The organism is Aeromonas sp. 96A, from assembly GCF_051919165.1.
GTDB lineage: Bacteria > Pseudomonadota > Gammaproteobacteria > Enterobacterales > Aeromonadaceae > Aeromonas > Aeromonas veronii.
The window spans coordinates 4332555-4355321 of the sequence record NZ_JBQBFE010000001.1 but is presented as its reverse complement, the minus strand read 5'-3'; the positions used below and the strand labels follow the sequence as shown (position 1 = coordinate 4355321).

Genomic DNA, 22767 nt, shown 5'->3' with positions numbered 1-22767 from the left:
TCCTATTTTATTAAAGTTTCAGCTGTAAGTGCAAAAAAATCTCGGCGTACACCTGTACCAAGGCGGAAGTAACTACTTACACCATGTAAACCAGCACGATCTGCCAATGAGGAAATCGATTGCCAAAGATGCCGCCAGCAGGGGAAATTTGCGGGGCTCATCATGAAAAAAGGCCCTCATCGGGCCTTGTGGTGGGGACTCAGCGCGCGCTCGACCAGCCGCTACGCAATCCCTCTTCATCCAGGAAGGACCAGGCGAGGATCCGGCTCACCTTGTTGCCCTGCGCCATGTCGATCACCCGTACCTGACGCGCCCCCACCCGGCTCAACGCCTTTTTCGCCCCCGGCAGGTTCTCTTTTTTCGACACCAGCGAGCTGAACCAGAGACACTGAGTGGCAAACTCCTTGCTCTGGGCAATCATGTTGGCCAGAAACGCCGCCTCGCCCCCTTCGCACCAGAGCTCGGCCTTCTGGCCGCCAAAATTAAGCACAGGGGCGCCTGTCACCTCCTTGCCCAGATTGCGCAGCTTGCGCTCCGTCCCCTTGCTCGCCTCTTCCAGCGACGCGTGGAACGGCGGATTGCACAGCGTCAGGGCGAAGCGCTCCTTTGGCCCTATGATGCCGCGAAACACATGGTTGGGGTTGCCCTGCAGACGACTCTCAATCTGGTTGCCGAGTCCGTTGCTCTTGGCCAGCAGGGTGGCCGCCTTGACCGAGACCGGATCGATATCCGATCCCACAAAACGCCAGCCATATTCGCGGCAGCCGAGCAGCGGATAGATGCAGTTTGCCCCCACCCCGATATCCAGCACCCTCACCCCCTTGCCGGTAGGGAGCTGGCCTGCGCTCTCGGCCAACAGGTCGGCCGCCCAGTGCAGGTAGTCCACCCGTCCCGGGATAGGCGGGCAGAGGTAACCGGCAGGCAAGTCCCAGTGGGCAATTCCGTAGTGATGGGCCAGCAGGGCGCGATTGAGGGTCTTCACTGCATCGGGATTGGAAAAATCGATGGTGCGGGTGCCGTAGTCATTGATAACGACATGAGCGGCCAATTCGGGAGTTCGCAGGCAGAGCGCCTCAAAGTCGTAACCCACCTGATGGCGATTACGGGAGTGAAGTCCGGATTTGCGGTCGCCCGACTTGGGGCCACCGGCTGATGGGATGCGGGGTTTCATGCTGAGCCTGCCGAAGAAAACGGGCCCACACTATAGTGATTTGACTCGGGAAAGTCTAAACGAGGGCAATAAAAAACCGGGCTATCGAGCCCGGTTCAAGTGAGGTTGGAAAAACAGTCCGTACTGCGAGCCGTTTGTCCAGCCTGACTCAGATATCGATCCGGCGAGCTTGCCAGAACTTGTTGCGCCAATATTGGCTATCCAGCTTGGAGCGCGTCACACCGGCTCGGGTCGAGGCATGGATGAATTCACCATTGCCGACATAGATACCAACGTGGTTGAGACGACGATTGATTTTGAAGAAGACCAGGTCACCCTCGACCAGATCCTGCTTGGAAACCCGCGTCCCTTCATGGACTTGGGAGCGGGTATCGCGGGGTAATTCGATACCGACGGCATTGCGGAACACTTCACGGGCAAAGGCGGAACAGTCGATACCGCGCTGGCTGCTGCCACCCATCCGGTACGGAACACCACGCCACTCTTTATATACAGTCAGGATTTCATTCACATCGGGTGTCTGGGAAGCTTCCGGTTCGATGACAGGTTCAACCATGGAAACTTCGATCTTGCTCGCGACCTCGGGTTGGGGTGCCGAGGCACAACCCACCATTCCGAGCGCGACCAGCAGTAGCATCAGGTGGCGCAATCCTTTATCCCCGCTAAATAGTAAATCTTGTTAAAATACGGCCCCAAAGGGCAATTTATAAGGCAACAGCACCCGACTATATCCAAGAATTCTATCGAGGCAAGTGAAAATCCCTATCAAGCTCACATTTTTGCAAGGAAATGCACGATTTTTCATAATTAATGTGATCATGCCCAAACAATATACAATCGCAAAAAGAGCCTTGAGCCTCATAGATAACTGGCTTTTATCCCTGCTTCAGCACCTTTTTAAAGTGAAAAATCATGATCGAAACCGATCTTTTTTTGTTAAAACCGGCCAGGGTATGCCAGGACCTGCTTGCTCAATTGCCTGAATGGCTGTCAACCGATGAGCAGCATATCTGGCAAGCCATGACCCATCCTGAACGGCGTCAGGAATATCTGGTGAGCCGCGCCCTGCTACGCCAGCTATTGGCTGAGCGGCTGCAACAACCTGCCGCCAGTCTGCAATTTTGCAACGGCCCCCACGGCAAGCCCCGACTACATGATGATGCTTGGCAGTTCAATCTGAGCCACAGTGGCAGCTGGCTGGTGTTGGCGCTCTGCCCGCATGGGCCGCTTGGGGTGGATATCGAACTGGGCAAACGGCGGCATCATCCCCTCCCCCTGGCCCGCCGGTTTTATGCACAGAGTGAATATGAGTGGCTCTGCGCACTGCCTGCCCAAGAGCAGGAGAGTGCCTTCTACCGGCTCTGGTCGCGCAAGGAGGCGGTACTGAAAGCCCACGGTGGCGGCATAGCGGCGGGGCTGGAGAAGGTACGATTTATCCCGGAGGAAGGATGGCGACTCGACAACCGGCTCGATGACACCCCTTATCAGGTACAGGATTGGCCCTTTGCCAGCGGCTGGCTCAGCCTCGCGGCGACGGCAGCCCCCGTGACCTTTTACCGGCTGGATGAGCGCTTGAATTGCCACTCGCTTAACCCCATGTTACTCAACACCCTTTCTGAAGAGTCCAACTCATGATCGTCGACATTACTCCCCAGAATTTTCACGCTGAACTTATCGATGCGTCCATGAAGAAGCCGGTCGTCATCTATTTCCATGCTCCGCAGATGCCGGAGTGCCAGGGGATGACACCGCTGATCGAATCACTGGTTGGGCCCGCCAATGAGCAGGTCACCCTGGCCAAGGTGGATATGAACGATCCCCAGTTGCAGCCGCTAGCCAGCCAGCTCGGCCTGCGCGCCCTGCCCGCATTAGTGCTGTTCCATCAGGGTCGCCCTGACGAGCAGGGGATCATCGAAGGACCGCAGGATGAAGCCACCCTGCGCCAGTATTTCGCCGCCTTCGCCCCCAAAGAAGAGGAAGAGTTGCTGGCCAAGGGGCAACAAGCACTGGCTGACGAGCAGCCCAGCATCGCCTATGCCCATCTGACCAAGACACACCAGCTGGCTCCTGAACGTCACGACATCAGCCTGTGGCTCATTCAAGCTGCGCTCGACCTCAACCTGCTGGATGAAGCACAGGAGCGACTCGGCACCATCCCGATGGCGGCGCAGGATGGTCACTTCCATACCCTGAGCTCACGGCTGGCGCTGGCCCTGCAAGCGGCAGACAGCCCGGAGCTGCGCGCGCTGGAAGCCCGTCATGCAGAACAGCCCGATGATTTTGCCCTGGCTCAGGAGCTGGCAGTGCAATACAACCAGGCAGGCCGTCAGGAAGAGGCGTTGGGACTGCTGCTGGAGATCCTCAAGCGGGATTTGGCATTCGGCGATGCCAGAAAGACCTATCTCGATATTCTGGCGACCATGGGCAGCACACCGGCGGCACAGAGCTACCGTCGCAAACTCTATAGTCTGCTCTACTGATCGGAATCGAACTGGCTGGTAATGATGGGGGAGTGCCGGGACACCGGCATGACCTCATGGGTCAAGTACGAAGAAGGTATTGTGGAAATAAGTTGCGGTGGGAATAGTGGAGATACGGTGAATTTCAGGCAAAAAAAAATGGCGCAAAACTGCGCCATTTTTTTCGCATGGATTACTTCTTGTAGGAAGTAGCCATGTTGTCGATGCGCTGGTTAGCACGCATAGCTTCTTGCTTGGCTTCGGCAACATCAGCAGCGATTTTGGACTGATCAGCACGAACTGCGCTAACATCTTGAGCCAGTTGGTCAACTTTGTTAGACAGATTCTGAACGGAAGTTTCCAGTTCGCTGGTGTTTGCACAACCGCCCAGCAGAGCGGACAGACCAACAACACCTACCAACAACAATTTTTTCATTTTTAAAGCTCCCTTGAACTCGCCAGACGTTTAGCAAGCGGCGTGATTATGGCACAAAAAAATCCTACTTTGCATAGTCCCCACCACAGATAAATGCATTAAAACCCTCATTTTTTTTTGAATGAACAGTTTTTGTCCAGATTCGTCTAAAAAATGAGTGCCGTGTGGTGGGGGCACGGACAAAGGTTAACCAAATTTTTGCCTTATTACAATTTCGTATGAGGCTCAGGCTGTACGTTCTGACAACAATTGACGATATTGCACCAGATCCTCGATGGTCAGCACCGGCATCTGGTGCTTGCGACCGAACGCAACCAGATCTGGCAGACGCGCCATCGAGCCATCTTCTTTGGTCAATTCACACAACACACCAAACGGTTTGAGACCAGCCAGCTGCATCAGATCGACCGTCGCTTCGGTATGACCACGGCGGGTAAGCACCCCACCGGTTCGCGCACGCAAAGGGAAAACATGACCCGGGCGGTGCAGATCGCCCGGTTTGGCGCCGTCAGCGATGGCTGCACGAATAGTGGTGATGCGATCAGCCGCCGAGACACCGGTCGTGACCCCCTGCGCCGCTTCGATGGTCACGGTAAAGGCGGTCTGGTAGTGGCTGGAGTTGGCCTCCACCATCATCGGCAGTTCGAGCTGGCGAACCCGCTCGTCGGGCAGGCAGAGGCAGACGATGCCGGAGCACTCGCGGATCATCAGCGCCATCTGTTCATTGGTCATGGATTCGGCGGCGAAAATGAGGTCGCCCTCGTTCTCCCGATCTTCATCGTCGGCCACCAGCACGCCGCCTCCGGCACGCAAGGCAGACAGGGCCGCTTCGACACGGGCAACGGGATCACCGAATTCACTGAGTAGAGACTGATTCATGGTAAAACTCCTAAACAAGACAAGGACCAGAATCAGGGCATGGAAAGGCAGACAGAGACGGGCATGCAGCGGCCAGCCCACAAGGGCCAACACGGCAAGGTCTGTCTTATCCTCTTTCATCCGGACTATGACCGTCGGCTCCGGCATCTCACCGGATCTGCTGACCCCGACCCGGCAATCAGCCAAGTCGGGCGCTCGCGGGCTCCCCGAGTCAATCGGGATACCGCCGGTGGGGAATTGCACCCCGCCCTGAGAATAAGCGCAGACAGCCTAAAGAAAAACGGTTGCAGATACCAGCCAAAATCCCCCGCAGGCTGAAAAGCGTTTCAACATTGCGCCCGGGATCCCGCTCTGCGGCCCGCTCACCAGCACGAAAGACAGTGACTGGCGAATTTCTTTATGGCGCGGATCGGTTTATGGCATAGTTCCCGAAACCAAAAAACAGGGCCCGAAAAGAGAGCCTGAACAACGCTGCCGGCGCAGACAGCAGCGCCAACACCACAAACGGAAAATGACAGAGATGGAAAAGAAAATACTGCTCACGGATTGCCCGGATGCCAAAGGGCTCATCGCCAAGATCACCAACATCTGCTACAAGCACCAGCTCAACATCATCAAGAACGATGAGTTTGTGGATCACGAGAATGGCCGCTTCTTTATGCGTACCGAGCTGGAGGGGCGCTTCAACGACGAGACCCTGCTGGCCGACCTCGATGATGCCCTGCCCACCGGCGCCCAGCGCCGTCTGGTCAAGGCGGGCAAGAAGCGCATCGTCATCCTGGTGACCAAAGAGACCCACTGCCTCGGCGATATTCTGATGAAGAACTACGCGGGCGCGCTGGATATGGATATCGTCGCGGTGATCGGCAACTACGACACCCTGGCCGAGCTCACCGGCAAGTTCGATATCCCGTTCCACACCGTCAGTCACGATGATCTGAGCCGGACCGAACATGAAGAGCAGGTTCGCGCCATTATCGACAGCTATGAGCCTGACTATGTGATCCTGGCCAAGTATATGCGGGTGCTGACCCCGAGCTTCGTCGAGGCCTATCCGCGCAAGATCCTCAACATCCACCACTCCTTCCTGCCCGCCTTCATCGGTGCCCGCCCCTACCGGCAGGCGTTTGATCGCGGCGTCAAGCTGATCGGTGCCACCGCCCACTTCGTGACCGACGATCTGGATGAAGGCCCCATCGTCGAACAGGACGTGATCCACGTCGGTCACGCCTTCAGTGCGGACGACATGGCCAAGGCGGGTCGGGATGTGGAGAAATCGGTGCTGAGCCGCGCGCTGGAGCTGGTACTGAACGAGCGGGTGTTCGTCTACGGCAACAAGACGGTGGTCTTCAAGTAATCCGCCCACACGGCCCGTATGCAAACGCCAGAAACAACAACGGCTCCCGCGGGAGCCGTTGTTGTTTCTGCGCCGAGTGTCAGAGCGGCAGATCGTTTACCGTCACCGCGCCCTTCTCCAGCTTCAGCTCGGAGGTCAGCGCTTGCTTGTCGGCCTTCAGATAACCCATCTGGGTCAGCTGATCGAGCATGGGGGCCAGTTGCGGCACCGCCTTGCCCAGCTTGTCGCTGAGGCTGGCATGCAGCACGCCGGAGAGGGCCTGCATTCCCGCGTCGCTGTTGAACAGCTGCTCCAGCGAGGTAGAGGCCAGCTTCACGTCCCCCTTCATGGTCACCGCCTCACCGTTGAGCCTGGCGCTGAGATCGGCCAGCTCCAGAGTCGCACCACGTTTGAGCATCTTGTCCAGCGCCTGCTGGATGGCGGCATCTTCAACTCCCTTGCCACCGGCGGCCTGCAGCCCCTGATACCCTTCCAGATCCAGACCGTTGAGGTTGAGCGCCAACTTGCTGTCGGTCACCGCCAGGGTGTCAGTCTCGTTCTCCAGATCCAGCTTGGCAATTTTCATCTGATAGCTGCTGGAGAGGGTCTGGGCATCATCGCCGGTCAACTGAGTCTCGGTGGTCATCCCCTGCAGAGCGACCTTGACGCTGTCAGGCAGTTGTACCGTGAGGGCCGAGAGGGTCATCTCGCTCTGGGGCGAGAGGAGCACACCGCTGATCTCGGCAATGTCGGCACTCCCTTTCAGGTCGGCCAGCACCAAGTCCATCTTGCTCTGCTCTTCATGGACCGTCATCCCCTGCCAGGTCATGGTGAGGTGACCATTCCCCTCCAGATTGCCGTGGAACTCACCGCTCAGGGGCAGGAAGCTGAACTCGTCCAGCCCCTGTTTGATCTTGAATTCATTGGCCCAGAAACGGCTGCTGTTACCCTGAGTCCAGAGACTGGTGACCGACTCCAGACCGAGTTCCCACTGCTCCATGCCCAGTGCGGTAAAGACTGGCGCCAGAGTGCCATTATGGGTATCGAGCAGGAAGTGGCTCTTGATGTAGAGCGGCAGGATCTGGCTCTTGACCACAAGTTGCAACTCGATGGGCTGACTGCCCTCCAGCTCGCTGTCGATGGCAGCCAGCTCCTCCGGCGTCACCACGACCTTCAGGATCCCGTCACGGGTGAAGAGGTTGCTGCTACCCGGCTGCCACTGCATGTCGATACCGGTCTCTTGCTCTACCTTGGCGATCTGCTCCGCCATGATGTTGTCGAAGCTGTTGCCCGTGTACCAGCACGCAGCCAGACCACCACCTACCAGTGCCGCACCCACGGCGAGGGCCACTATCTTTTTCATATATCCATGTGTCTCCAGGGAGTTGTCACTGCACTCTACGGGGCGGACTCGGGGCTAGGCAAGTCCAATCAGATGGCGAGTCCACTTTCTTGCGGCTCGCCACAACATCACAGCAAGGGGCTGAAGAGATAGAAGATGTTCTCCATCGCCTTCTTGTACCAGGGGCGGGCCTGCCATTGGGCCAGGGTCATCGGGGTGGCTTCCGCCATATAGCCCTGCACCAGTCGGGTCATCTGGGCCACGAACGAGGGGTTATCCACCAGCAGGGTCACCTCGAAGTTGAGCCAGAGGCTGCGCCGATCCAGATTGACCGTCCCCACCAGCGCGAAGTCATCATCCACCAGCACGCTCTTGGTATGGAGCAGACCGGCATCGTAGCGGTAGATCTCCACCCCGGCCGCCAGCAGCTCCTCCATAAAGGCGTTGCAGGCGTAATTGGCCATGATGGAGTCGTTGCGTGCCGGCAACACCAGCTGCACCTGCACCCCGCGCGCCGCTGCCGAACTGAGTGCGGCCGCCAGCGGATCGTCGGGTACAAAGTAGGGGGTTGTCAGCACCAGATGGCTGCGTGCCTGATAGATGGCCAGCAGCAGGCTCTGCTGGATGCAGTCGCCGCCGACGAAGGGACCGGACGGGATCAGCTGGGCGCGGTAGTTGGTCTGGGGCCAGGCCTCCGGCTCATGCTGCAGACTGTCGAGCAGCCGCTCGCCGGTCTCCATCTCCCAGTCCCAGACAAAGATCGACCACATCAGCGGCACCATGGGCCCCTGCACCCGGATCATGATGTCGACCCACTGGCCGACCCCGGCATCCTGCTTGAAGAAACGGGGATCCACCATGTTCATGGAGCCGGTGTAACCCACCCTGTCATCAATCACCACCAGCTTGCGGTGCATCCGCAGATCCTGACGCTGGAACAGAATGCGCCAGGCGCCGACCGGCAGCACCTCCACCAGCTTGACCCCCGCCTTGCGCAGCTTTTTGGGCCAGTGGGAGCGGAAGAACTGTTTACTGCCCACCGAATCGAGCAGCAAGCGACAATCCACGCCGCGTTGCGCCACTTCAATGAGCGCCTCGCACACCTCGTCGGCATCGCCGCCCGGATGCCAGATATAGAACTCCAGATAGCAGGAGAGCGTCGAGCGACGGATATCCTGGGCTATCTCGCGCAAGATCCAGTCCGGCTTGTTGAGCAAGGTCATGCGGTTGCCGGAGAGCATCGGCATGGCGAGCCGTCCCTGGATGAGATCGTGCAGCGGCTGTGCCTTGGCGCCCACTTCGCAGCAGTGCTGCGGGAACAGACGGGCCAGCTGGCGGATCCATATGGCATAAGGGCGATACATGGCCTGGGCGCGCTCGGCACGGCGGCGCCCCAGCTTTATTTCACCAAACAGCACATAGAAGCCCACCCCGGCAAACGGAATGGCATAGATCAGCGCCAGCCAAGCCAGCGACACCCCGATAGGACGGCGTTTCATCACCACCCGAAACGACACACCGGTAACAATCACGGTATGAAAAAGCAGTAGCAGCCAACCCAGAAAACGGGAAAACAGCAGTTGAAGATCGTGTTCCAGACCGTTAAACAACGGGGACTCCTTCTAATCGACAAACAGCGCGGTGGGCAGACCCCAACCGGCCAGGATGGTATGCTGTAAGGCAAATCCATTCTATCAGGTCGCACGCATGATCCTGCAATCTATGCTGCTCAGCCTGGCCATGCTAGGCCAAGGCTCATATGACATCAATGAGCAACAGATAAACCAGTACCTGCAATCTCAGGTGCAAGTCGACAAACAGCTGGAGCTGCCGGGCATCATCAAGGCCCATGTGACGCTTGAGCAGAGCGATGTCCAAATCGGTCGCCAACGCCCCGATACCGCCCGGGTCTATGGCAAGGGCAAGCTCAAAATCGCCCTGCCAGACAATACCGAATATGACGCCCGCCTGCAGATGACCTATGAGGCGAGGCCCCGCTATGACAAGAGCCAGAGCGCGCTGTTTCTCGATAACATGAAGCTGGTGGAGTACAAGCTGGAGCCGGAGGCGGCCGAGAAGAAGTTCGGGCTGATGCTCAACATGCTGCTGCAGAGCATGGAGAAGCGGCTCGAGACCAAACCGGTCTACAAACTCAATGACAAGGATCCGGATCAGGCGTGGCTGAAGGAGAATCTGCTGGGGCTGGAGCTGTCACCGGGCAAGATCCACCTGCTGACCAAACCCCGCTAAACCGCTCAATTCAGGAGGGGCTGGGTGGTATCCCGTACCAGCAGCTCCACCTGATAACCCTGCTGCTGCTGCCGCTCGTAGAGGGAGAAAAGCGACCCGCTCAATTGATTGAGGGGCATATCGGCAAACCCGGCCTTGAGATAGAAAGGCTTCTCGAAGGGCAGCGCCTGACAGACCACAGGTTTGTCCAACAGACCGTGACAGGCGTGCTGCAGCAGCCGTGACCCCAATCCCAGCGACTGGTAGTGGGGCAACAGGCGAAAGCCGCACAGATGGTAAAACTCCTCCTCGTCCCGCAGCCGTACCGCCCCCACCAGCCAGTGAGCATCACGCACGACAAAGATCCGCTCGGCCAGATCCGGCACATAGTGGGAAAACGTCGTCTCGTAATAGTCCCTGATAAGGGAGAGGTCGGCGTCGCAGTACTCTTCGAAAGTGAGTTCCATCGCCAGCTTGCTTGTCACAGACAAATCCTTTGATAATCAGTTATTAGTGCCAGATACGGTGCGCTAATCCGACCACATGACGCCAGCACGATAGCATGCCTTTCGTCAACAAAAAAGCGGACGTCATGGGCAGCTTGCTTACCCGGTGGAAGAGGCCATGACCCACCGCCTGACGGCCAAAACCGTGCTTTATGATGACAATCCTTTATTGCGGCGGATACTTTGATCCCGGTCACCGAATCGGATCATTTGCCCCCTGTTGGCCGCTTGTTCTGCCCTCGTCATGATGCTTTACTCAACATGGTCATCACAAGAAGGAGTATCAGGGTTGAAAGCATGGATGCTGGCAGGCCATATGTTGTTGATCCCCCTGAGCGGATGGAGTCAGACTCCCCCTCCCGCGGAGGTGATCTTCCTGACCGCAGCTCCCTCCCCCTTGCGTCCGAGCAAAGATGCCACACCAGTCCCACAACCCGACACCGCTCAAACGACAGCAGTCGCCACCAACGGCAAGAAGCAGATCCAGGTCTATAAATCGGTGCAACAGAACGGGGTGGTTCGCTACTCCGACATGGCGCCCGAACAGGGCCATTACGAGCTGCTGCTGTTCAACGACTGCTTCGCCTGCGATCCCAAATCCAGCGTCAACTGGCAAACCACAGGGCTGTTTCTCTATGACTATGCCAGCACCATCAAGGCGGCCGCCAAAACCTATCAAGTTGAGCCGGCGCTGATCCGGGCGCTGATCCATGCGGAATCGGCTTTCAATCCGCTGGCGGTCTCCCGCAAGGGGGCGATGGGGCTGACCCAGCTGATGCCCGCCACGGCGCGGGAGTTGGGGGTCGGCAATGCCTTGCTGGCGGAGCAGAATATCTTCGGCGGGGTGAAATACCTGGCGGGACTGCTCAAGCAGTATGACGGCAACGTGGCGCTGGCGACCGCGGCCTACAACGCCGGCGCGGGCGCCGTACAAAAACATGGCGGTATCCCGCCCTATGCGGAAACCCGTGCCTATGTGGAGCGCGTCCAGCTCCTCCACCTGCGCTACAAAGAGATGCTACAGGCCAAAGGGCTCTGAGGTTAGCCTCAGTTAATGCTCTTTTCTTGCCCCTACAGAAACAAAAAACACGCCCGCAGGCGTGTCGATACCACACTTTGTTTCGCAAATGATTACTTCTGCTCAGTCGCCACCAGGCGATAAGCCAGCGCACCCAGAATGGCACCGACAATCGGGGCAACCCAGAACAGCCACAGCTGGCTGATAGCCCAGTCACCGACAAACAGCGCAACACCGGTACTGCGGGCCGGGTTGACCGAGGTATTGGTCACCGGAATGCTGACGAGGTGGATCAGGGTCAGGCACAGACCGATAGCGATCGGCGCGAAACCGGCAGGCGCACGGCTATCAGTGGCCCCCATGATGACGAACAGGAAGAAACCGGTCATCACCATTTCGCATACGAGTGCGGCAGTCAGGCTATAACCACCCGGAGAGTGCTCACCGTAGCCGTTGGAAGCAAAACCGGCAGAGAGATCAAACCCGGCCTGACCGCTGGCAATCACGTAAAGCACGGCAGCGGCGGCAATGCCACCCAACACTTGCGCCACGATATACGGCAGTACACCGGATGCCGGAAAACGACCACCCGCCCACAAACCGACGGTCACGGCCGGATTGAGGTGGCAACCGGAGATATGGCCGATGGCAAACGCCATGGTCAGCACGGTCAGACCGAAAGCCAGCGAGACCCCCAGCAGACCAATCCCGACGTGAGGGAAGGCAGCAGCCAGCACGGCACTGCCGCACCCGCCCAATACCAGCCAGAAAGTGCCCATAAACTCAGCAGCAACAGGTTTCACATTATTTCTCCCATTTGAGATAACACCGAACAAGACCCGAGAAGGGCCCATGCTTGAACAAGCGCAGCATTATGGGAGTGTGAGTCCAGATTGCGAACCCGGCAGGCAGAGCTCACTGAATGTGATGTTCGTCACAATTAGTTGATTAGATAAGGGATTTATCATTAAGACAGCTGGCTGCACATCTCATACCCAAGGGCGTCATGCGACAACTTGTGACACCATTTAGCTCGAGTGCTCATCCCTTGAACGATAAAAACGGAGGCGTGGTCAGTCTCCTGCCGGGGCAAAACGGCTGACAACCTGCCCCTGATGCTCAATCCACTCCATAAACATGGCGACGGGACGGGCATAGACCTGACCATCCTGTTCGGATTGATAAATGACCAGCTGCTCCTGGGTTTCGGTATGCAGAGCCAAGGCAAGCACTTGATAGTAACCCCCCTTGAAGTGGCGATAGCGGCCTGGAACGGGTGCTTGCATGGGAAAACCTCTCAGAAGTGAACACCGATGAGCGAACCACATAAAGATGACACCATGAGTGCCATTCAACTCATCGAGAAGGGGGACGAAGACGATTTTTTACACAAGCCAATCGTGCCACAGGATCCGGATATTGCAACACAGTCAGGCAGCATTGTTAATTCGTTCCCCATGTTTCACTAGTTAACCTTGGTTAGCACCAAAGATCGTGCTGAATTTAACGTTCTAGCAACCCTGTTTTAGGGCTAAAAATCAGGGAATTCTTCTAAAAAGAGGATTGTTCTAGCATTCAATTCTGTGAAGAATAGGGGAAAAGAAATTTGATACTAAAAATCGCCTTTTTCGCCAACGCGTCCCTGTGGGGAAGGAATCACACTCACCATGTTCACAATCGACAAGTCGCACAAGCTTGACGATGTCTGCTATGACATCCGCGGCCCGGTGCATAAAGAGGCTCGCCGTCTCGAAGACGAAGGCCACCGCATTCTCAAGCTCAACATCGGCAACCCGGCCCCGTTCGGCTTTGATGCGCCGGAAGAGATCATCAAGGATGTCATCCTCAACATGCCGCTGAGCCAGGGCTACTGCGACTCCAAGGGGCTCTTCTCTGCCCGTAAAGCGGTGATGCAGTACTACCAGCAAAAAGGGATGCGCAAGGTCGATATCGACGACATCTACATCGGCAATGGCGCCAGCGAGCTGATCGTGATGGCGATGCAGGCGCTGCTCAACAATGGCGACGAGATGCTGGTACCCTCCCCCGACTACCCGCTCTGGACCGCGGCCGTCACTCTCTCCGGTGGCCATGCGGTGCACTATCGCTGCGATGAAGGAGCTGACTGGTATCCGGATCTCGACGACATCCGCGCTCGCATCACCCCGCGCACTCGCGGCCTGGTGCTGATCAACCCCAACAATCCGACCGGAGCCGTCTACGGCAGCGAGTTCCTGCTGGAGGTGATCGAGATCGCCCGCCAGCACAACCTCATCATCTTCGCCGACGAGATCTACGACAAGATCCTCTACGACGATATCTCCCACACCAGCGTCTGCACCCTGTGTGACGATGTGATGGTGGTGACCTTCAACGGCCTCTCCAAGGCCTACCGCGCCTGCGGCTTCCGTCAGGGCTGGATGGTCATCACCGGTCCAAAAGGCCGTGCCCGCGGTTACATTGAAGGGCTGGAGATGCTGGCCTCCATGCGACTGTGCGCCAACGTGCCGATGCAGCACGCCATCCAGACTGCGCTTGGCGGCTACCAGAGCATCAACGAGCTGATCTTGCCGGGCGGCCGCCTGCGCAAGCAGCGGGACAAGGCGTGGGAGCTCTTGAACGAGATCCCCGGGGTTTCCTGCGTCAAACCCAAGGGAGCGCTCTACATGTTCCCGCGTCTCGACCCCAAGGTGTATGACATACGCGACGATCAGAAGATGGTGTTCGACCTGCTGCAACAGGAAAAGCTGCTGCTGGTACAGGGCACAGGCTTCAACTGGCCGGCGCCGGATCACTTCCGGCTGGTGTTCCTGCCCCGCGAAGAGGAGCTGGAGGATGCCATCGGCCGCCTCGCCCGCTTCCTCAAGGGCTACAAGCAGTAAGCAAAGCTCATGAAAAAGGCTCCCGCGGGAGCCTTTTTGTTATCTGTGGTTTTATCCGTGCCATCAGCCGTGCAGCAGGGCTCCGGCCACCAGCACAGCCATGGTGATGAGGGCTACGCCGATGATAAAGGGCAGCACCCAACGCACGAAGCGATCGTAGGGGATCTTGGCGAGCGCCAGACCGGCCACCAGATGAGCGGCGGTGGGGGCAAACAGGTTGATCCAGCCGGAGGCGGACTGATAGGCAGTGATCACCAGATCCCGCGAAATACCGGAGAAGTCCGCCAGCGGCCCCATCAGCGGCATGGAGACAGTCGCCAGCCCCGAGGTGGAGGGGATGAAGAAGCTCAGGATGATGTGGACCAGATAGGCCATCAGGATGAATACCGACGAGGAGAGTCCGCTCACCAGCCCCTCGGCCCAGTGCAAGATGGTGTCGATGATGACGCCCTGCTCCATCACCACATAGATGCCACGCGCCACCGCCACCACCAGTGCCACCCCGATAAGATCCCGAGCGCCGCTCAGGAAAGTCGCCACATAGTTGGACTCCGGCATCCGGTTGATCAGCGCAATCAGGATGGAGGCGCTGAAGAACAGGGTGGAGAGCTCGTCAAACCACCAGCCAAAGGTGGGCAGCGCATCGATCCCCAAGTCCGACCAGGGCACCACCGCATAGATCATCAGCAGGAAGGTGTCGAAGAAGACCAGCATGGTGAGCTTCTGCTTGCCGGTGAAGGCGAGGTTGCCGCTCTTCATCTGGGAGAACTCGTCGTCATAGGTGATGTCGGCCAGCACAGAGCGGGATTTGTCCTGCTGTACCTGCTTGGCGTAGCGCATCACGAACCAGGAGGCGAAGATCACCAGCAGCAGCCACTGGATGACCCGCAGGCCAATCCCCTCACCAATGGGGATACCGGCAAAACCGGAGGCGATGCCGGTAGCAAACGGGTTGACTGTAGAGGCGAGTACCCCGACCCCGGAGCCAAGCAGGATAATCCCCGCCGCCACCATGCGATCAAAGCCCGCCGCCATCATCACCGGCACGATCAGTGCCCAGAAGGCAACTGTCTCCTCCGCCATGCCGAAGGTGGAGCCGCCGAGGGCAAACAAGGCGATCAACACAGGAATTAGCAGCCGCTCACGCCCGGCAAAGCCGCGTACAATGGCCCCGACCCCGGCATCGAGCGCACCGCTTTGCATGGTCACCGCGAGAAAACCACCGATGATGAGCACGAACAGCGCCACGTCGGCCGCCTTGTGAAAGCCCTGAATGGGGGCCTTGAGCACCTCGAATACCCCTTGCGGGTGGGCGGGGAGTTCGGTGTAACTGCCGGGCACCGGCAACAGCCGCTCGTCGCCGCTGTAATCGGCCACGGCCGCTGCCGCCACCGGCTGCTGGGTCTTGGCGGTGACATAGTCATATTTGCCCGCTGGCAGCACCCAGGTGAGGGCGGCCATCAGGGCGATGATAATAAAAAGCAGGGTATAGACAGTGGGAAGTTGGCGCTTCTTGGGCGCCTCGTTTGGAGTGGTCATAGCTTCCGTACCTCGGCAATGCCGTCTGTGATCCGATCAGCGCAAGACTAGCGGGTTTGATATGGGAAAAAGGTGATCGCTGATAATAAAATTCCGCAAACTAGCGGAATGTTTGCCAAAAAAACAGGGCCCCGCGGGGCCCCGTTTTCACTTGAGTCAGACTCAGAGCTCGACCACGTCGAATTTCACGTCCGGATTTACATCCGCATCGTAATCGACCTCGTCCAGACCGAAACCGAACAGGCGCAGGAACTCCTGCTTGTAGCCGGTGTAATCGGTCAATTCTGAGAGGTTTTCGCTGGTGATGGATGGCCACAGGTCGCGGCAGGTCTGCTGCACATCTTCGCGCAGTTCCCAGTCATCCATGCGGATGCGAGCCTGCTCGTCCAGCGCCATGTCGGACGCGTAGAGACGGGTGCGCATCATGCGATCCACCTGCTCCATGCACCCCTCGTGAATGCCCTTCTCCTTCATGATCTTGAAAGCCATGGAGATATAGAGCGGCATCACCGGAATGGCGGAAGAAGCCTGGGTCACCACGGATTTCAGCACGGCCACGTGAGCGGTGCCGCCCTTGGCGGCCAGATCGCCACGGATGGCGGCAGCGGCGCGGTCCAGATCTTCCTTGGCGCGACCCAGAGTGCCATGCCAGTAGATTGGCCAGGTCAGATCGGTACCGATGTAGGAGTAAGCCACGGACTTGGCGCCGTCAGCCAGCACGCCGGCATCACGCAGGGCAGCCATCCACAGCTCCCAATCCTGACCGCCCATGACGGTGATGGTGTTCTGGATCTCTTCCTCGTTCGCCGGCTCGACGGTAGCGGTGATGATCTGATCCTTGTTGGTATCGATGGCGGTGGTGGTGTAGACCTCACCGATCGGTTTGAGGGCAGAGCGCACCACTTCGCCGGTTTCCGGCATCTTGCGCACCGGAGAGGCCAGGGAGTAGACCACCAGATCAATCTGACCCAGATCCTGCTTGATAATCTCGATCACCTTGGCGCGGCACTCGTTGGAGAAGGCATCGCCGTTGACGCTCTTGGCGTAGAGGCCCGCCTCTTTGGCTGCCTTGTCGAAGGCGGCAGAGTTGTACCAACCTGCGGTACCTGTCTTGGACTCGGTGCCCGCTTTTTCAAAGAAGACGCCGAGGGTGGCGGCGCCGCTACCGAAGGCAGCCGCAATCCGGGAGGCCAGGCCATAACCGGTAGAAGCGCCGATCACCAGCACCTTCTTGGGACCATTCTCGATGGTGCCCTTGGCCTTGGTATAAGCGATCTGGCGACGAACATTGGCTTCACAACCGACCGGATGAGTGGTGGTGCAGATAAAGCCGCGAACCTTGGGTTTGATGATCATATGGGGTCTCGGATCCGTTTAATGGATGAAATCGGGGCATAAGATACCTCATCTTGCCGCGATAAGGTGCTCTGATGTGTTGAACTGCGGCAAAAATGGCCATTCAGGGTGACGGCTGCCGTCAAAAATGCACAATTTTTCGGAAAGCGTCACTTAATCAGTCCGGTAATGAATCTCCCCATATCCATGGAAACCGATGACATGTTTCAACGCAGGTGCAGTACGACCAACATGATACAAAAAGGCCCCGAACTCTCGGGGCCTGGGGGTAATGTCATCGACCTATATCAAGCGGCATATGTGCGCCATTTAAAATGATTAATCTGTGTTCTCATTGACTTGGCCATCTCATCAAGACGCTGACACTTGGCCGATACATGGGCTGCCGAGTCCGAGGTATGTACTGCGATATCGGCAATATTGACCATGCTGCGCGTCATCTCTTCGGTGACTTTGCTTTGCTCTTCGGCTGCGGCAGCGACTTGCACATTGAGATTATTCAGATCATCCACCGCACTCACAATTTCTTCCAAAGAGACGCCGCAGGTCAGCATCAGGGTATTCGTCTTCTCCACTTCAGATAATCCGATATTCATACTATCAACAGCCATAGTTGCATTCTGTTGCAGGCGATTGACGGTGTTCTGGATTTCTCCGGTAGAGTTTTGGGTGCGCTGAGCAAGTACCCGGACTTCATCAGCCACAACAGCGAAGCCACGCCCCTGCTCACCCGCTCTGGCGGCTTCAATTGCCGCATTCAGTGCCAGTAAATTGGTTTGTTCGGCAATCGAGCGAATAACCCCCATCACCTGGGTAATGTTATTGCTTTCGATAGCCAGGTTTTGCAGCACAGTGGATGTATTTTGCAATTGACCAGAGAGCAGAGCCATATTTCCAATGGTCTCCTTGACAACCGCTTGCCCCTCTTCTGCCTTGTTTTCAGCCTGACGGGCGGCAATTGCAGCACTATTTGTATTCTGGGCGATTTCGTTAACCGTTGCGCTCATCTCATTCATCGCCGCAGCGCTCTGATCTGTCTCCAGACGCTGCTGGGCCATTTGCTCCGCACTGGTTAGCCCCAGCTCGTTCAGTGCATCGGCGCCTGTCGATAACTGTTCGGCCACGTCATCCATTTCGCCAATCAATCTGCGGAAATGGCTCACCATATCATTCAGCGCCCGTGCGACTTGCCCCAATTCATCTTCCCGAATGACGGGGACGGTGACGGTCAAATCCTGCTCATGCTGCAACTTGTAAAGCGCTCTACGCAAAGCGGTGAGCGGTTGACTGATCCCGCGAAAAATCCAGATCCCCAGCACGGATAAAGCGAACAGGGCAATCCCGGTAATGGAGAGGAAGGCAAATGAAAAATCAACGGCCAGACTTTCCAAGGTACCAACATGCTCATCTGCAAATCTCAGCTGGAGTTCAACCAGCTTGCCCAGCTCCTCATTAAAAGGATCAACCGTGCTGTATAACTGATGAATTGCCTTATCAAGAGGAGCTTTTAATGAAAGCTCACTTTTAATACCATCCAGTGTAATGTCGGCTTTGTTCATCAATACCTGGGCAGACTCCGCTATCGCCCGTTCTTCCGCAGACATCTTCTGGGCCATGTAACGCTTCCATTCCGTTGCTGCTTTTAACTGCGCTTCAGTAACGGAACGTTTTGCCTCTTCACGGGTGATTAATCCAACATGCGCTTTATTGATCGCATCAACGACACTGACCGCATACAAGTCTGAAATCAGCTTCAGTTCGGATAACTGCTGCACCTCCTCTTCATTCACCTGATGGGCAGCCTGATTCATCAGGCGCATCCCCCAAAGGGAGAGAGTGCACAGCAAAATCATACAAAACAGCGGTACCACAACCAGCATCAATAATTTGCTACGAACCGAGATCCCTTTCATGGTGTCGTCCTCATACTCAGGCCACTGGTCGTTTAATATGCAATTGATACACCAAGCATCACGCGACCGCTCATTTCAATACAATCACCCGCTTACCTCATTAAAAAGCGCGGTCTGTGCACCATAGTGCAATGCAAGTTGCAACCTGTTCGCAAAACCAGACCTTAAACACATCACCGCAGGAGAAGGGCTAATACCCTTATTGATAATGCGCTTTTTGAGTCTATTCATCATTTCGTTGATGTCTAATCTTCGCAAAGCAAAATCCGTAGCGTGTTGCAGCCTGCATCGTCCATGCACTGATGGCGGCAACGTCCACAAAACTAGCAGGCAATGCGGGTGATGTGGCCATCCTGCAGCTTATAGAAGGCATCTTGCGGCAACTCCTGTGACCAGATCGCCTCATAGTCGAGATCGGCATAGACGCCGCGCAACATGGCACCAAGCAGGCCGTGGGAGATAACGATGGCCCGCTCGGCAATGGCAGGATCCTGCAACCACTGGTGTGCCCGGAGCTGAATACTCTCGAAGCTCTCGGCCCCCGGTGCCTGCAGATACCAGTCCCCCTTGCCGGTATCGAGCTCGGGATGAGCGAGCCGCAGCACCGGGATCTGGCAGCTCTCCCACTCCCCCATACCGAGCTCCATCAACCGATCGTCCCAGACGATGCGATCTGCCGTCAGTCCCAACTGCTCGCACACCAGCAGTGCAGTCTGACGGGCGCGACCGAGCGGGCTGGCATAGACGGTCCAGCGGGCGGGATCCGCCAGTTCGGCGGCAAGGCGCCGCCCCATGGCGATGGCTTGCGCCTCACCCTTGTCGGTCAGATCGGAGTTGCAACGCCCCTGCAGACGCTGCTCGGCATTGAAGCGGGTCTGGCCGTGGCGCAGCAGATAGATGAGTCGAGACATGATTTCTCCAGCACGTTCAGAGAGATAGAAAAATGAAGGGGACGATGATAGCAGATGAGCCTGGGGGATGGCCCAAACAGAGAGGCTAAAACGGGCGTAAAAAACGGGTCAGGGCTGACCCGTTTGCTGCCAATTTGGCCAGATTAAACCGGCTCAGCCCTTCTTGATCTCCCGCAGATAGCGGTAGATGGAGTGGACCGAGATGCCGAGCTGGCGCGCGGCGATCTGGGCACTGTCTTTCAGTTCGAAGATCCCCATGTCGTGCAGCTGGTTGACGATGACCCGGGTCTTCTGGGACGGGGGCACCGCCTCGTTGCCGCGCACCTCGGCACTGACGGTATCTATGGTGCTGTTGAGCGCTTCGTCGATGTTGCGGGCGAACACCTCCGGGGTGGCATGGCTCTCGTGGGGATGCATGCACTCCGGCATCATGGTCCGTAGCACGGATTGCAGCGGGGCATCCATGTCGCTGTTGATACAGAGCAAGCCGATGGCCCTGTGCTCCCCGTTGCGGATCACGGTGGTGATGGAGCGCAGGGTCTTGCCGGTGGCACACTTGGTCATGTAGGGGCTGGAGATATCCTGCCCGCTCTTGAGCTTCATCATCGCCAGGTTGGTGATGGGGGCGCCGACACTGCGGCCGGTGATATGGCCGTTGGCAATCTTGACGATCGAGGGATTGCGCGCATCCAGACTGTGGAGCAGCACTTCGGTGTGCTGACCATACATGGCGGCGATGCCGTCCACAATGTTCTCCATCGACTTGAGGATCTCAAAATCGCTCGGACTCAACTCTTGCAGCTTCACAATGGGACCTTCTTGCAAGGGTTGCTGCCGGACAATGGGCGCCGGGCAGCAACCGACAGGGACATCAGGCGGACATGATATCAATAATGGTGCTGTCTGTGGCAGACATGCCCTCCTTCACCATCTGGCCGACGTTGCGGATGGTCTGATCCACGTCGCCGGCGACGATCCCCTGCCCCGACACCGAGTGGCTATTGAGAGCCATCAGGAAGCCGCGCACCGCCGCGCCGGAGGAGGTACTCACCTTCATGGCGCAGGAGGCTTTCGCCCCGTCACATACCATACCGGCACTGTCGCTCAGCACGTTCTGGATGGCGAAGCAGGATTGCTCGAAGCTGCCGCCCGCCAGATAGACCATGGCCATGGAGGCGGCCGCGCTGGTCACGGTATTGCCACAAAAGGCCGACAGCGGCGGATAGTGGGACTTGATATAGATGGCGCCCAGATGGCTCATGATGAGGGCGCGAGCCAGCTGCTCTTCGCTGGCCGCAAAGCGCTCGGCAATCACCATCACCGGAATGGTGGCGGCAATGCCCTGGTTGCCGCTGCCAAAGTTGCTCATGGCTGGCAGGGTCGCGCCCCCCATGCGGGCATCGGAGGCGGCCGCCGTCATCATCACGATGCGGTTCATCACATCCTCACCGATTAGACCGGCATTGATGTTCTGCTGCATGGTGCGGCCAATCTCCAGGCCATAGGGGTTATTCATCCCCTCGGCGGAGAGCTTGCCGTTAAGCTCGGAGGCTTTGAGGATGAACCTGATCTGCTCGAACTCCACCTGAGTGGCGAACTCGTAGATGGCGGCGATGCTGATATCGACGCCATCGCAGATGGAACCGGTGGCCCCCCCCTGGCTCTGATCAGCGGTGAAGGTCACCTCGCCATCGCGGCGCTGCTCGACGATGCGGGTATGACCGCCGCAGAGGGTCACTTCGGCGCTGTGTTCTTCACCCTTGTCATCAGTGCCATAAACGGTCACGCGGCAGAAGATAAACTCGGGGGCGGCGGTGCGGCTCACCTGCACCTTGCCGGCATCGATCAGCTGCTGGGCACGATCCACCTGTGCTGGCTGGATCGCGGCCAGCACCTCCAGCCCGGCATCGGCGTTGCCGCCGATGGCACCGGCCGCGGCCGCAATGGCCAGACCGATCTTGCCGGTGCCCGGCACATAGACACCCATCGAGTTTTTATAGAGATTGTCCGACACCGCAACCTCGAGGCGACCGGGCTCACAGCCCAGTTGCCGGACGGCGACAGCCGCGGCATAGGCGGCGGCGATTGGCTCGGTACAACCCAGCGCTGGTTTGACAACCTGTTGAATAATCTGCAGATACTGCTGCCACGCTTGTTTCATCACTTGAACCTTTTTATCAGCATTAACGAGCGATATGGGCGATCGCTTCCACTTCAACCTTGACGCCCATCGGCAGATCCTTCACTGCGAAGCAGCTGCGCGCCGGACAATCTTTCTGGAAATAGGCTTTATAGACCTCGTTGAACGCGGCAAAATCGCTGATCTCGGCGAGGTAGCAGGTGGTTTTGAGCACGGTATCCAGCGAGCCGCCAGCGGCTTCCAGCACGGATTTCAGGTTTTCCAGTGACTGGCGGGTCTGGGCGGCAATCCCCCCTTCCACCACACCACCCTGCTGCTTGCAGACCGGCAACTGACCGGAGGTAAAGATGAGGTCGCCATAGGCAGTGCCGTGGCTGTAGGGACCGATAGCGTCAGGTGCCGCTGCTGCTGTGATGATGCGTTTCATATAGCCACTCCTGTTTGTGCAATTTTTTTTGCAATCATGAATCTCATTCCGTTCAACATTATTTGCTTTTTATTTTATCCATTCAACAAAAAGATACAAAAATGGCGTTTAAAGGCACCTTTCGGCCTCAATATAAACCGTGATCACCATCCTGATTTGAACAAAAGTACTCTTATGGGCATTGTTTATGACAGTTTCATTCAACTATATTTGCGCCGCTTTC

At 57.4% G+C, this 22767-nt stretch carries 22 protein-coding genes and 1 riboswitch; of the genes, 6 read left to right on the top strand and 16 right to left on the bottom strand.

Annotated elements, in window-relative coordinates:
- Window positions 1-199: 199 nt before the first annotated feature.
- Together rlmF and ACTG2W_RS20275 are read right to left on the bottom strand one after the other, a co-directional pair.
- Window positions 200-1171, bottom strand: coding sequence for a 23S rRNA (adenine(1618)-N(6))-methyltransferase RlmF (gene rlmF / locus ACTG2W_RS20280; RefSeq protein WP_106842637.1), 972 nt, complete (start codon window positions 1169-1171; stop codon window positions 200-202).
- 148 nt (window positions 1172-1319) lie between these two features.
- Complete coding sequence (locus ACTG2W_RS20275) at window positions 1320-1808, bottom strand: C40 family peptidase (RefSeq protein ID WP_005334331.1); 489 nt, start codon at window positions 1806-1808, stop codon at window positions 1320-1322.
- 275 nt (window positions 1809-2083) lie between these two features.
- On the opposite strand from ACTG2W_RS20275, the gene ACTG2W_RS20270 reads away from it, so the two are divergent.
- Complete coding sequence (locus ACTG2W_RS20270) at window positions 2084-2806, top strand: 4'-phosphopantetheinyl transferase family protein (protein ID WP_106842638.1); 723 nt, start codon at window positions 2084-2086, stop codon at window positions 2804-2806.
- On the top strand, window positions 2803-3651 hold the full coding sequence (locus tag ACTG2W_RS20265; protein ID WP_106842639.1) for a tetratricopeptide repeat protein: 849 nt from the start codon (window positions 2803-2805) through the stop codon (window positions 3649-3651). Before ACTG2W_RS20270 ends, ACTG2W_RS20265 begins: the two co-directional genes overlap by 4 nt.
- A gap of 172 nt (window positions 3652-3823) precedes the next feature.
- Here ACTG2W_RS20265 and ACTG2W_RS20260 read toward each other — a convergent pair whose 3' ends face one another.
- Window positions 3824-4066: an Lpp/OprI family alanine-zipper lipoprotein gene (locus ACTG2W_RS20260; RefSeq protein ID WP_005334342.1), complete on the bottom strand. Its 243-nt coding sequence runs from the start codon at window positions 4064-4066 to the stop codon at window positions 3824-3826.
- 225 nt (window positions 4067-4291) lie between these two features.
- Entirely contained in the window at window positions 4292-4945 is a 654-nt protein-coding gene (gene ribB / locus ACTG2W_RS20255; RefSeq protein WP_005334344.1) for a 3,4-dihydroxy-2-butanone-4-phosphate synthase, read from the bottom strand.
- A 104-nt stretch (window positions 4946-5049) separates the two neighbouring features.
- Window positions 5050-5206, bottom strand: a riboswitch (FMN riboswitch).
- Window positions 5207-5465: 259 nt separating this feature from the next.
- On the opposite strand from ribB, the gene purU reads away from it, so the two are divergent.
- Complete coding sequence (gene purU, locus ACTG2W_RS20250) at window positions 5466-6302, top strand: formyltetrahydrofolate deformylase (RefSeq protein ID WP_019445959.1); 837 nt, start codon at window positions 5466-5468, stop codon at window positions 6300-6302.
- A gap of 79 nt (window positions 6303-6381) precedes the next feature.
- Here the strand turns inward: purU and ACTG2W_RS20245 are convergent, their stop codons facing one another.
- Both ACTG2W_RS20245 and cls read right to left on the bottom strand, forming a co-directional pair.
- Complete coding sequence (locus ACTG2W_RS20245; protein WP_106842640.1) at window positions 6382-7644, bottom strand: DUF945 family protein; 1263 nt, start codon at window positions 7642-7644, stop codon at window positions 6382-6384.
- A 107-nt stretch (window positions 7645-7751) separates the two neighbouring features.
- Window positions 7752-9233 (bottom strand): cardiolipin synthase, encoded by a 1482-nt coding sequence (gene cls / locus ACTG2W_RS20240; RefSeq protein WP_005361740.1) that lies wholly within the window; start codon window positions 9231-9233, stop codon window positions 7752-7754.
- Between the two features lie 97 nt (window positions 9234-9330).
- Between cls and ACTG2W_RS20235 the strand changes: the two genes are divergently transcribed.
- Window positions 9331-9873, top strand: a complete 543-nt coding sequence (locus ACTG2W_RS20235) for a DUF1439 domain-containing protein (protein WP_005353308.1) — start codon at window positions 9331-9333, stop codon at window positions 9871-9873.
- A 5-nt stretch (window positions 9874-9878) separates the two neighbouring features.
- Here the strand turns inward: ACTG2W_RS20235 and ACTG2W_RS20230 are convergent, their stop codons facing one another.
- Window positions 9879-10319, bottom strand: coding sequence for a GNAT family N-acetyltransferase (locus ACTG2W_RS20230; RefSeq protein WP_041980377.1), 441 nt, complete (start codon window positions 10317-10319; stop codon window positions 9879-9881).
- Window positions 10320-10647: 328 nt separating this feature from the next.
- Between ACTG2W_RS20230 and ACTG2W_RS20225 the strand changes: the two genes are divergently transcribed.
- Complete coding sequence (locus ACTG2W_RS20225; protein ID WP_374759791.1) at window positions 10648-11397, top strand: lytic transglycosylase domain-containing protein; 750 nt, start codon at window positions 10648-10650, stop codon at window positions 11395-11397.
- 92 nt (window positions 11398-11489) lie between these two features.
- On the opposite strand, the gene aqpZ is transcribed toward ACTG2W_RS20225, so the two are convergent.
- Together aqpZ and ACTG2W_RS20215 are read right to left on the bottom strand one after the other, a co-directional pair.
- Window positions 11490-12179, bottom strand: coding sequence for an aquaporin Z (aqpZ, locus tag ACTG2W_RS20220; RefSeq protein WP_005334357.1), 690 nt, complete (start codon window positions 12177-12179; stop codon window positions 11490-11492).
- 270 nt (window positions 12180-12449) lie between these two features.
- Window positions 12450-12662 carry a DUF1653 domain-containing protein gene (locus ACTG2W_RS20215; RefSeq protein WP_005334366.1) on the bottom strand — a complete coding sequence of 71 codons (213 nt, stop codon included), beginning with the start codon at window positions 12660-12662 and terminating at the stop codon, window positions 12450-12452.
- Between the two features lie 381 nt (window positions 12663-13043).
- Here ACTG2W_RS20215 and ACTG2W_RS20210 point away from each other — a divergent pair, with 381 nt between their 5' ends.
- Window positions 13044-14258, top strand: a complete 1215-nt coding sequence (locus ACTG2W_RS20210) for a pyridoxal phosphate-dependent aminotransferase (RefSeq protein WP_005334367.1) — start codon at window positions 13044-13046, stop codon at window positions 14256-14258.
- Between the two features lie 63 nt (window positions 14259-14321).
- On the opposite strand, the gene ACTG2W_RS20205 is transcribed toward ACTG2W_RS20210, so the two are convergent.
- The 7 genes from ACTG2W_RS20205 to ACTG2W_RS20175 form a co-directional block, all read right to left on the bottom strand.
- Window positions 14322-15797 carry a YfcC family protein gene (locus ACTG2W_RS20205; protein ID WP_106842641.1) on the bottom strand — a complete coding sequence of 492 codons (1476 nt, stop codon included), beginning with the start codon at window positions 15795-15797 and terminating at the stop codon, window positions 14322-14324.
- A 162-nt stretch (window positions 15798-15959) separates the two neighbouring features.
- Entirely contained in the window at window positions 15960-17153 is a 1194-nt protein-coding gene (fabV, locus tag ACTG2W_RS20200) for an enoyl-ACP reductase FabV (protein WP_421308657.1), read from the bottom strand.
- 287 nt (window positions 17154-17440) lie between these two features.
- On the bottom strand, window positions 17441-19066 hold the full coding sequence (locus tag ACTG2W_RS20195) for a methyl-accepting chemotaxis protein (RefSeq protein ID WP_106842643.1): 1626 nt from the start codon (window positions 19064-19066) through the stop codon (window positions 17441-17443).
- Window positions 19067-19389: 323 nt separating this feature from the next.
- The gene (locus ACTG2W_RS20190) at window positions 19390-19977 is read right to left on the bottom strand and encodes a histidine phosphatase family protein (RefSeq protein WP_106842644.1); all 588 of its coding nucleotides are present in this window, start codon (window positions 19975-19977) and stop codon (window positions 19390-19392) included.
- Between the two features lie 153 nt (window positions 19978-20130).
- Window positions 20131-20784 carry a helix-turn-helix transcriptional regulator gene (locus ACTG2W_RS20185; protein WP_005334376.1) on the bottom strand — a complete coding sequence of 218 codons (654 nt, stop codon included), beginning with the start codon at window positions 20782-20784 and terminating at the stop codon, window positions 20131-20133.
- 64 nt (window positions 20785-20848) lie between these two features.
- Window positions 20849-22138 (bottom strand): L-cysteine desulfidase family protein, encoded by a 1290-nt coding sequence (locus ACTG2W_RS20180; RefSeq protein WP_069555376.1) that lies wholly within the window; start codon window positions 22136-22138, stop codon window positions 20849-20851.
- 22 nt (window positions 22139-22160) lie between these two features.
- Window positions 22161-22544 (bottom strand): Rid family detoxifying hydrolase, encoded by a 384-nt coding sequence (locus tag ACTG2W_RS20175; protein ID WP_005344164.1) that lies wholly within the window; start codon window positions 22542-22544, stop codon window positions 22161-22163.
- Between the last annotated feature and the right edge of the window lie 223 nt (window positions 22545-22767).

Bases quoted from the DNA above. Each gene is read 5' to 3' on its own strand.
- ACTG2W_RS20275 (WP_005334331.1), bottom strand. From the start codon at position 1,808: ATGCTACTGCTGGTCGCGCTCGGAATGGTGGGTTGTGCCTCGGCACCC.
- ACTG2W_RS20235 (WP_005353308.1), top strand. From the start codon at position 9,331: ATGATCCTGCAATCTATGCTGCTCAGCCTGGCCATGCTAGGCCAAGGC.
- ACTG2W_RS20215 (WP_005334366.1), bottom strand. From the start codon at position 12,662: ATGCAAGCACCCGTTCCAGGCCGCTATCGCCACTTCAAGGGGGGTTAC.
- ACTG2W_RS20175 (WP_005344164.1), bottom strand. From the start codon at position 22,544: ATGAAACGCATCATCACAGCAGCAGCGGCACCTGACGCTATCGGTCCC.
- ACTG2W_RS20260 (WP_005334342.1), bottom strand. From the start codon at position 4,066: ATGAAAAAATTGTTGTTGGTAGGTGTTGTTGGTCTGTCCGCTCTGCTG.
- purU (WP_019445959.1), top strand. From the start codon at position 5,466: ATGGAAAAGAAAATACTGCTCACGGATTGCCCGGATGCCAAAGGGCTC.
- ACTG2W_RS20195 (WP_106842643.1), bottom strand. From the start codon at position 19,066: ATGAAAGGGATCTCGGTTCGTAGCAAATTATTGATGCTGGTTGTGGTA.
- ACTG2W_RS20230 (WP_041980377.1), bottom strand. From the start codon at position 10,319: ATGGAACTCACTTTCGAAGAGTACTGCGACGCCGACCTCTCCCTTATC.
- ACTG2W_RS20270 (WP_106842638.1), top strand. From the start codon at position 2,084: ATGATCGAAACCGATCTTTTTTTGTTAAAACCGGCCAGGGTATGCCAG.
- ACTG2W_RS20210 (WP_005334367.1), top strand. From the start codon at position 13,044: ATGTTCACAATCGACAAGTCGCACAAGCTTGACGATGTCTGCTATGAC.
- ACTG2W_RS20265 (WP_106842639.1), top strand. From the start codon at position 2,803: ATGATCGTCGACATTACTCCCCAGAATTTTCACGCTGAACTTATCGAT.
- rlmF (WP_106842637.1), bottom strand. From the start codon at position 1,171: ATGAAACCCCGCATCCCATCAGCCGGTGGCCCCAAGTCGGGCGACCGC.
- ACTG2W_RS20180 (WP_069555376.1), bottom strand. From the start codon at position 22,138: ATGAAACAAGCGTGGCAGCAGTATCTGCAGATTATTCAACAGGTTGTC.
- ACTG2W_RS20245 (WP_106842640.1), bottom strand. From the start codon at position 7,644: ATGAAAAAGATAGTGGCCCTCGCCGTGGGTGCGGCACTGGTAGGTGGT.
- ACTG2W_RS20205 (WP_106842641.1), bottom strand. From the start codon at position 15,797: ATGACCACTCCAAACGAGGCGCCCAAGAAGCGCCAACTTCCCACTGTC.
- fabV (WP_421308657.1), bottom strand. From the start codon at position 17,153: ATGATCATCAAACCCAAGGTTCGCGGCTTTATCTGCACCACCACTCAT.
- ribB (WP_005334344.1), bottom strand. From the start codon at position 4,945: ATGAATCAGTCTCTACTCAGTGAATTCGGTGATCCCGTTGCCCGTGTC.
- ACTG2W_RS20190 (WP_106842644.1), bottom strand. From the start codon at position 19,977: ATGTCTCGACTCATCTATCTGCTGCGCCACGGCCAGACCCGCTTCAAT.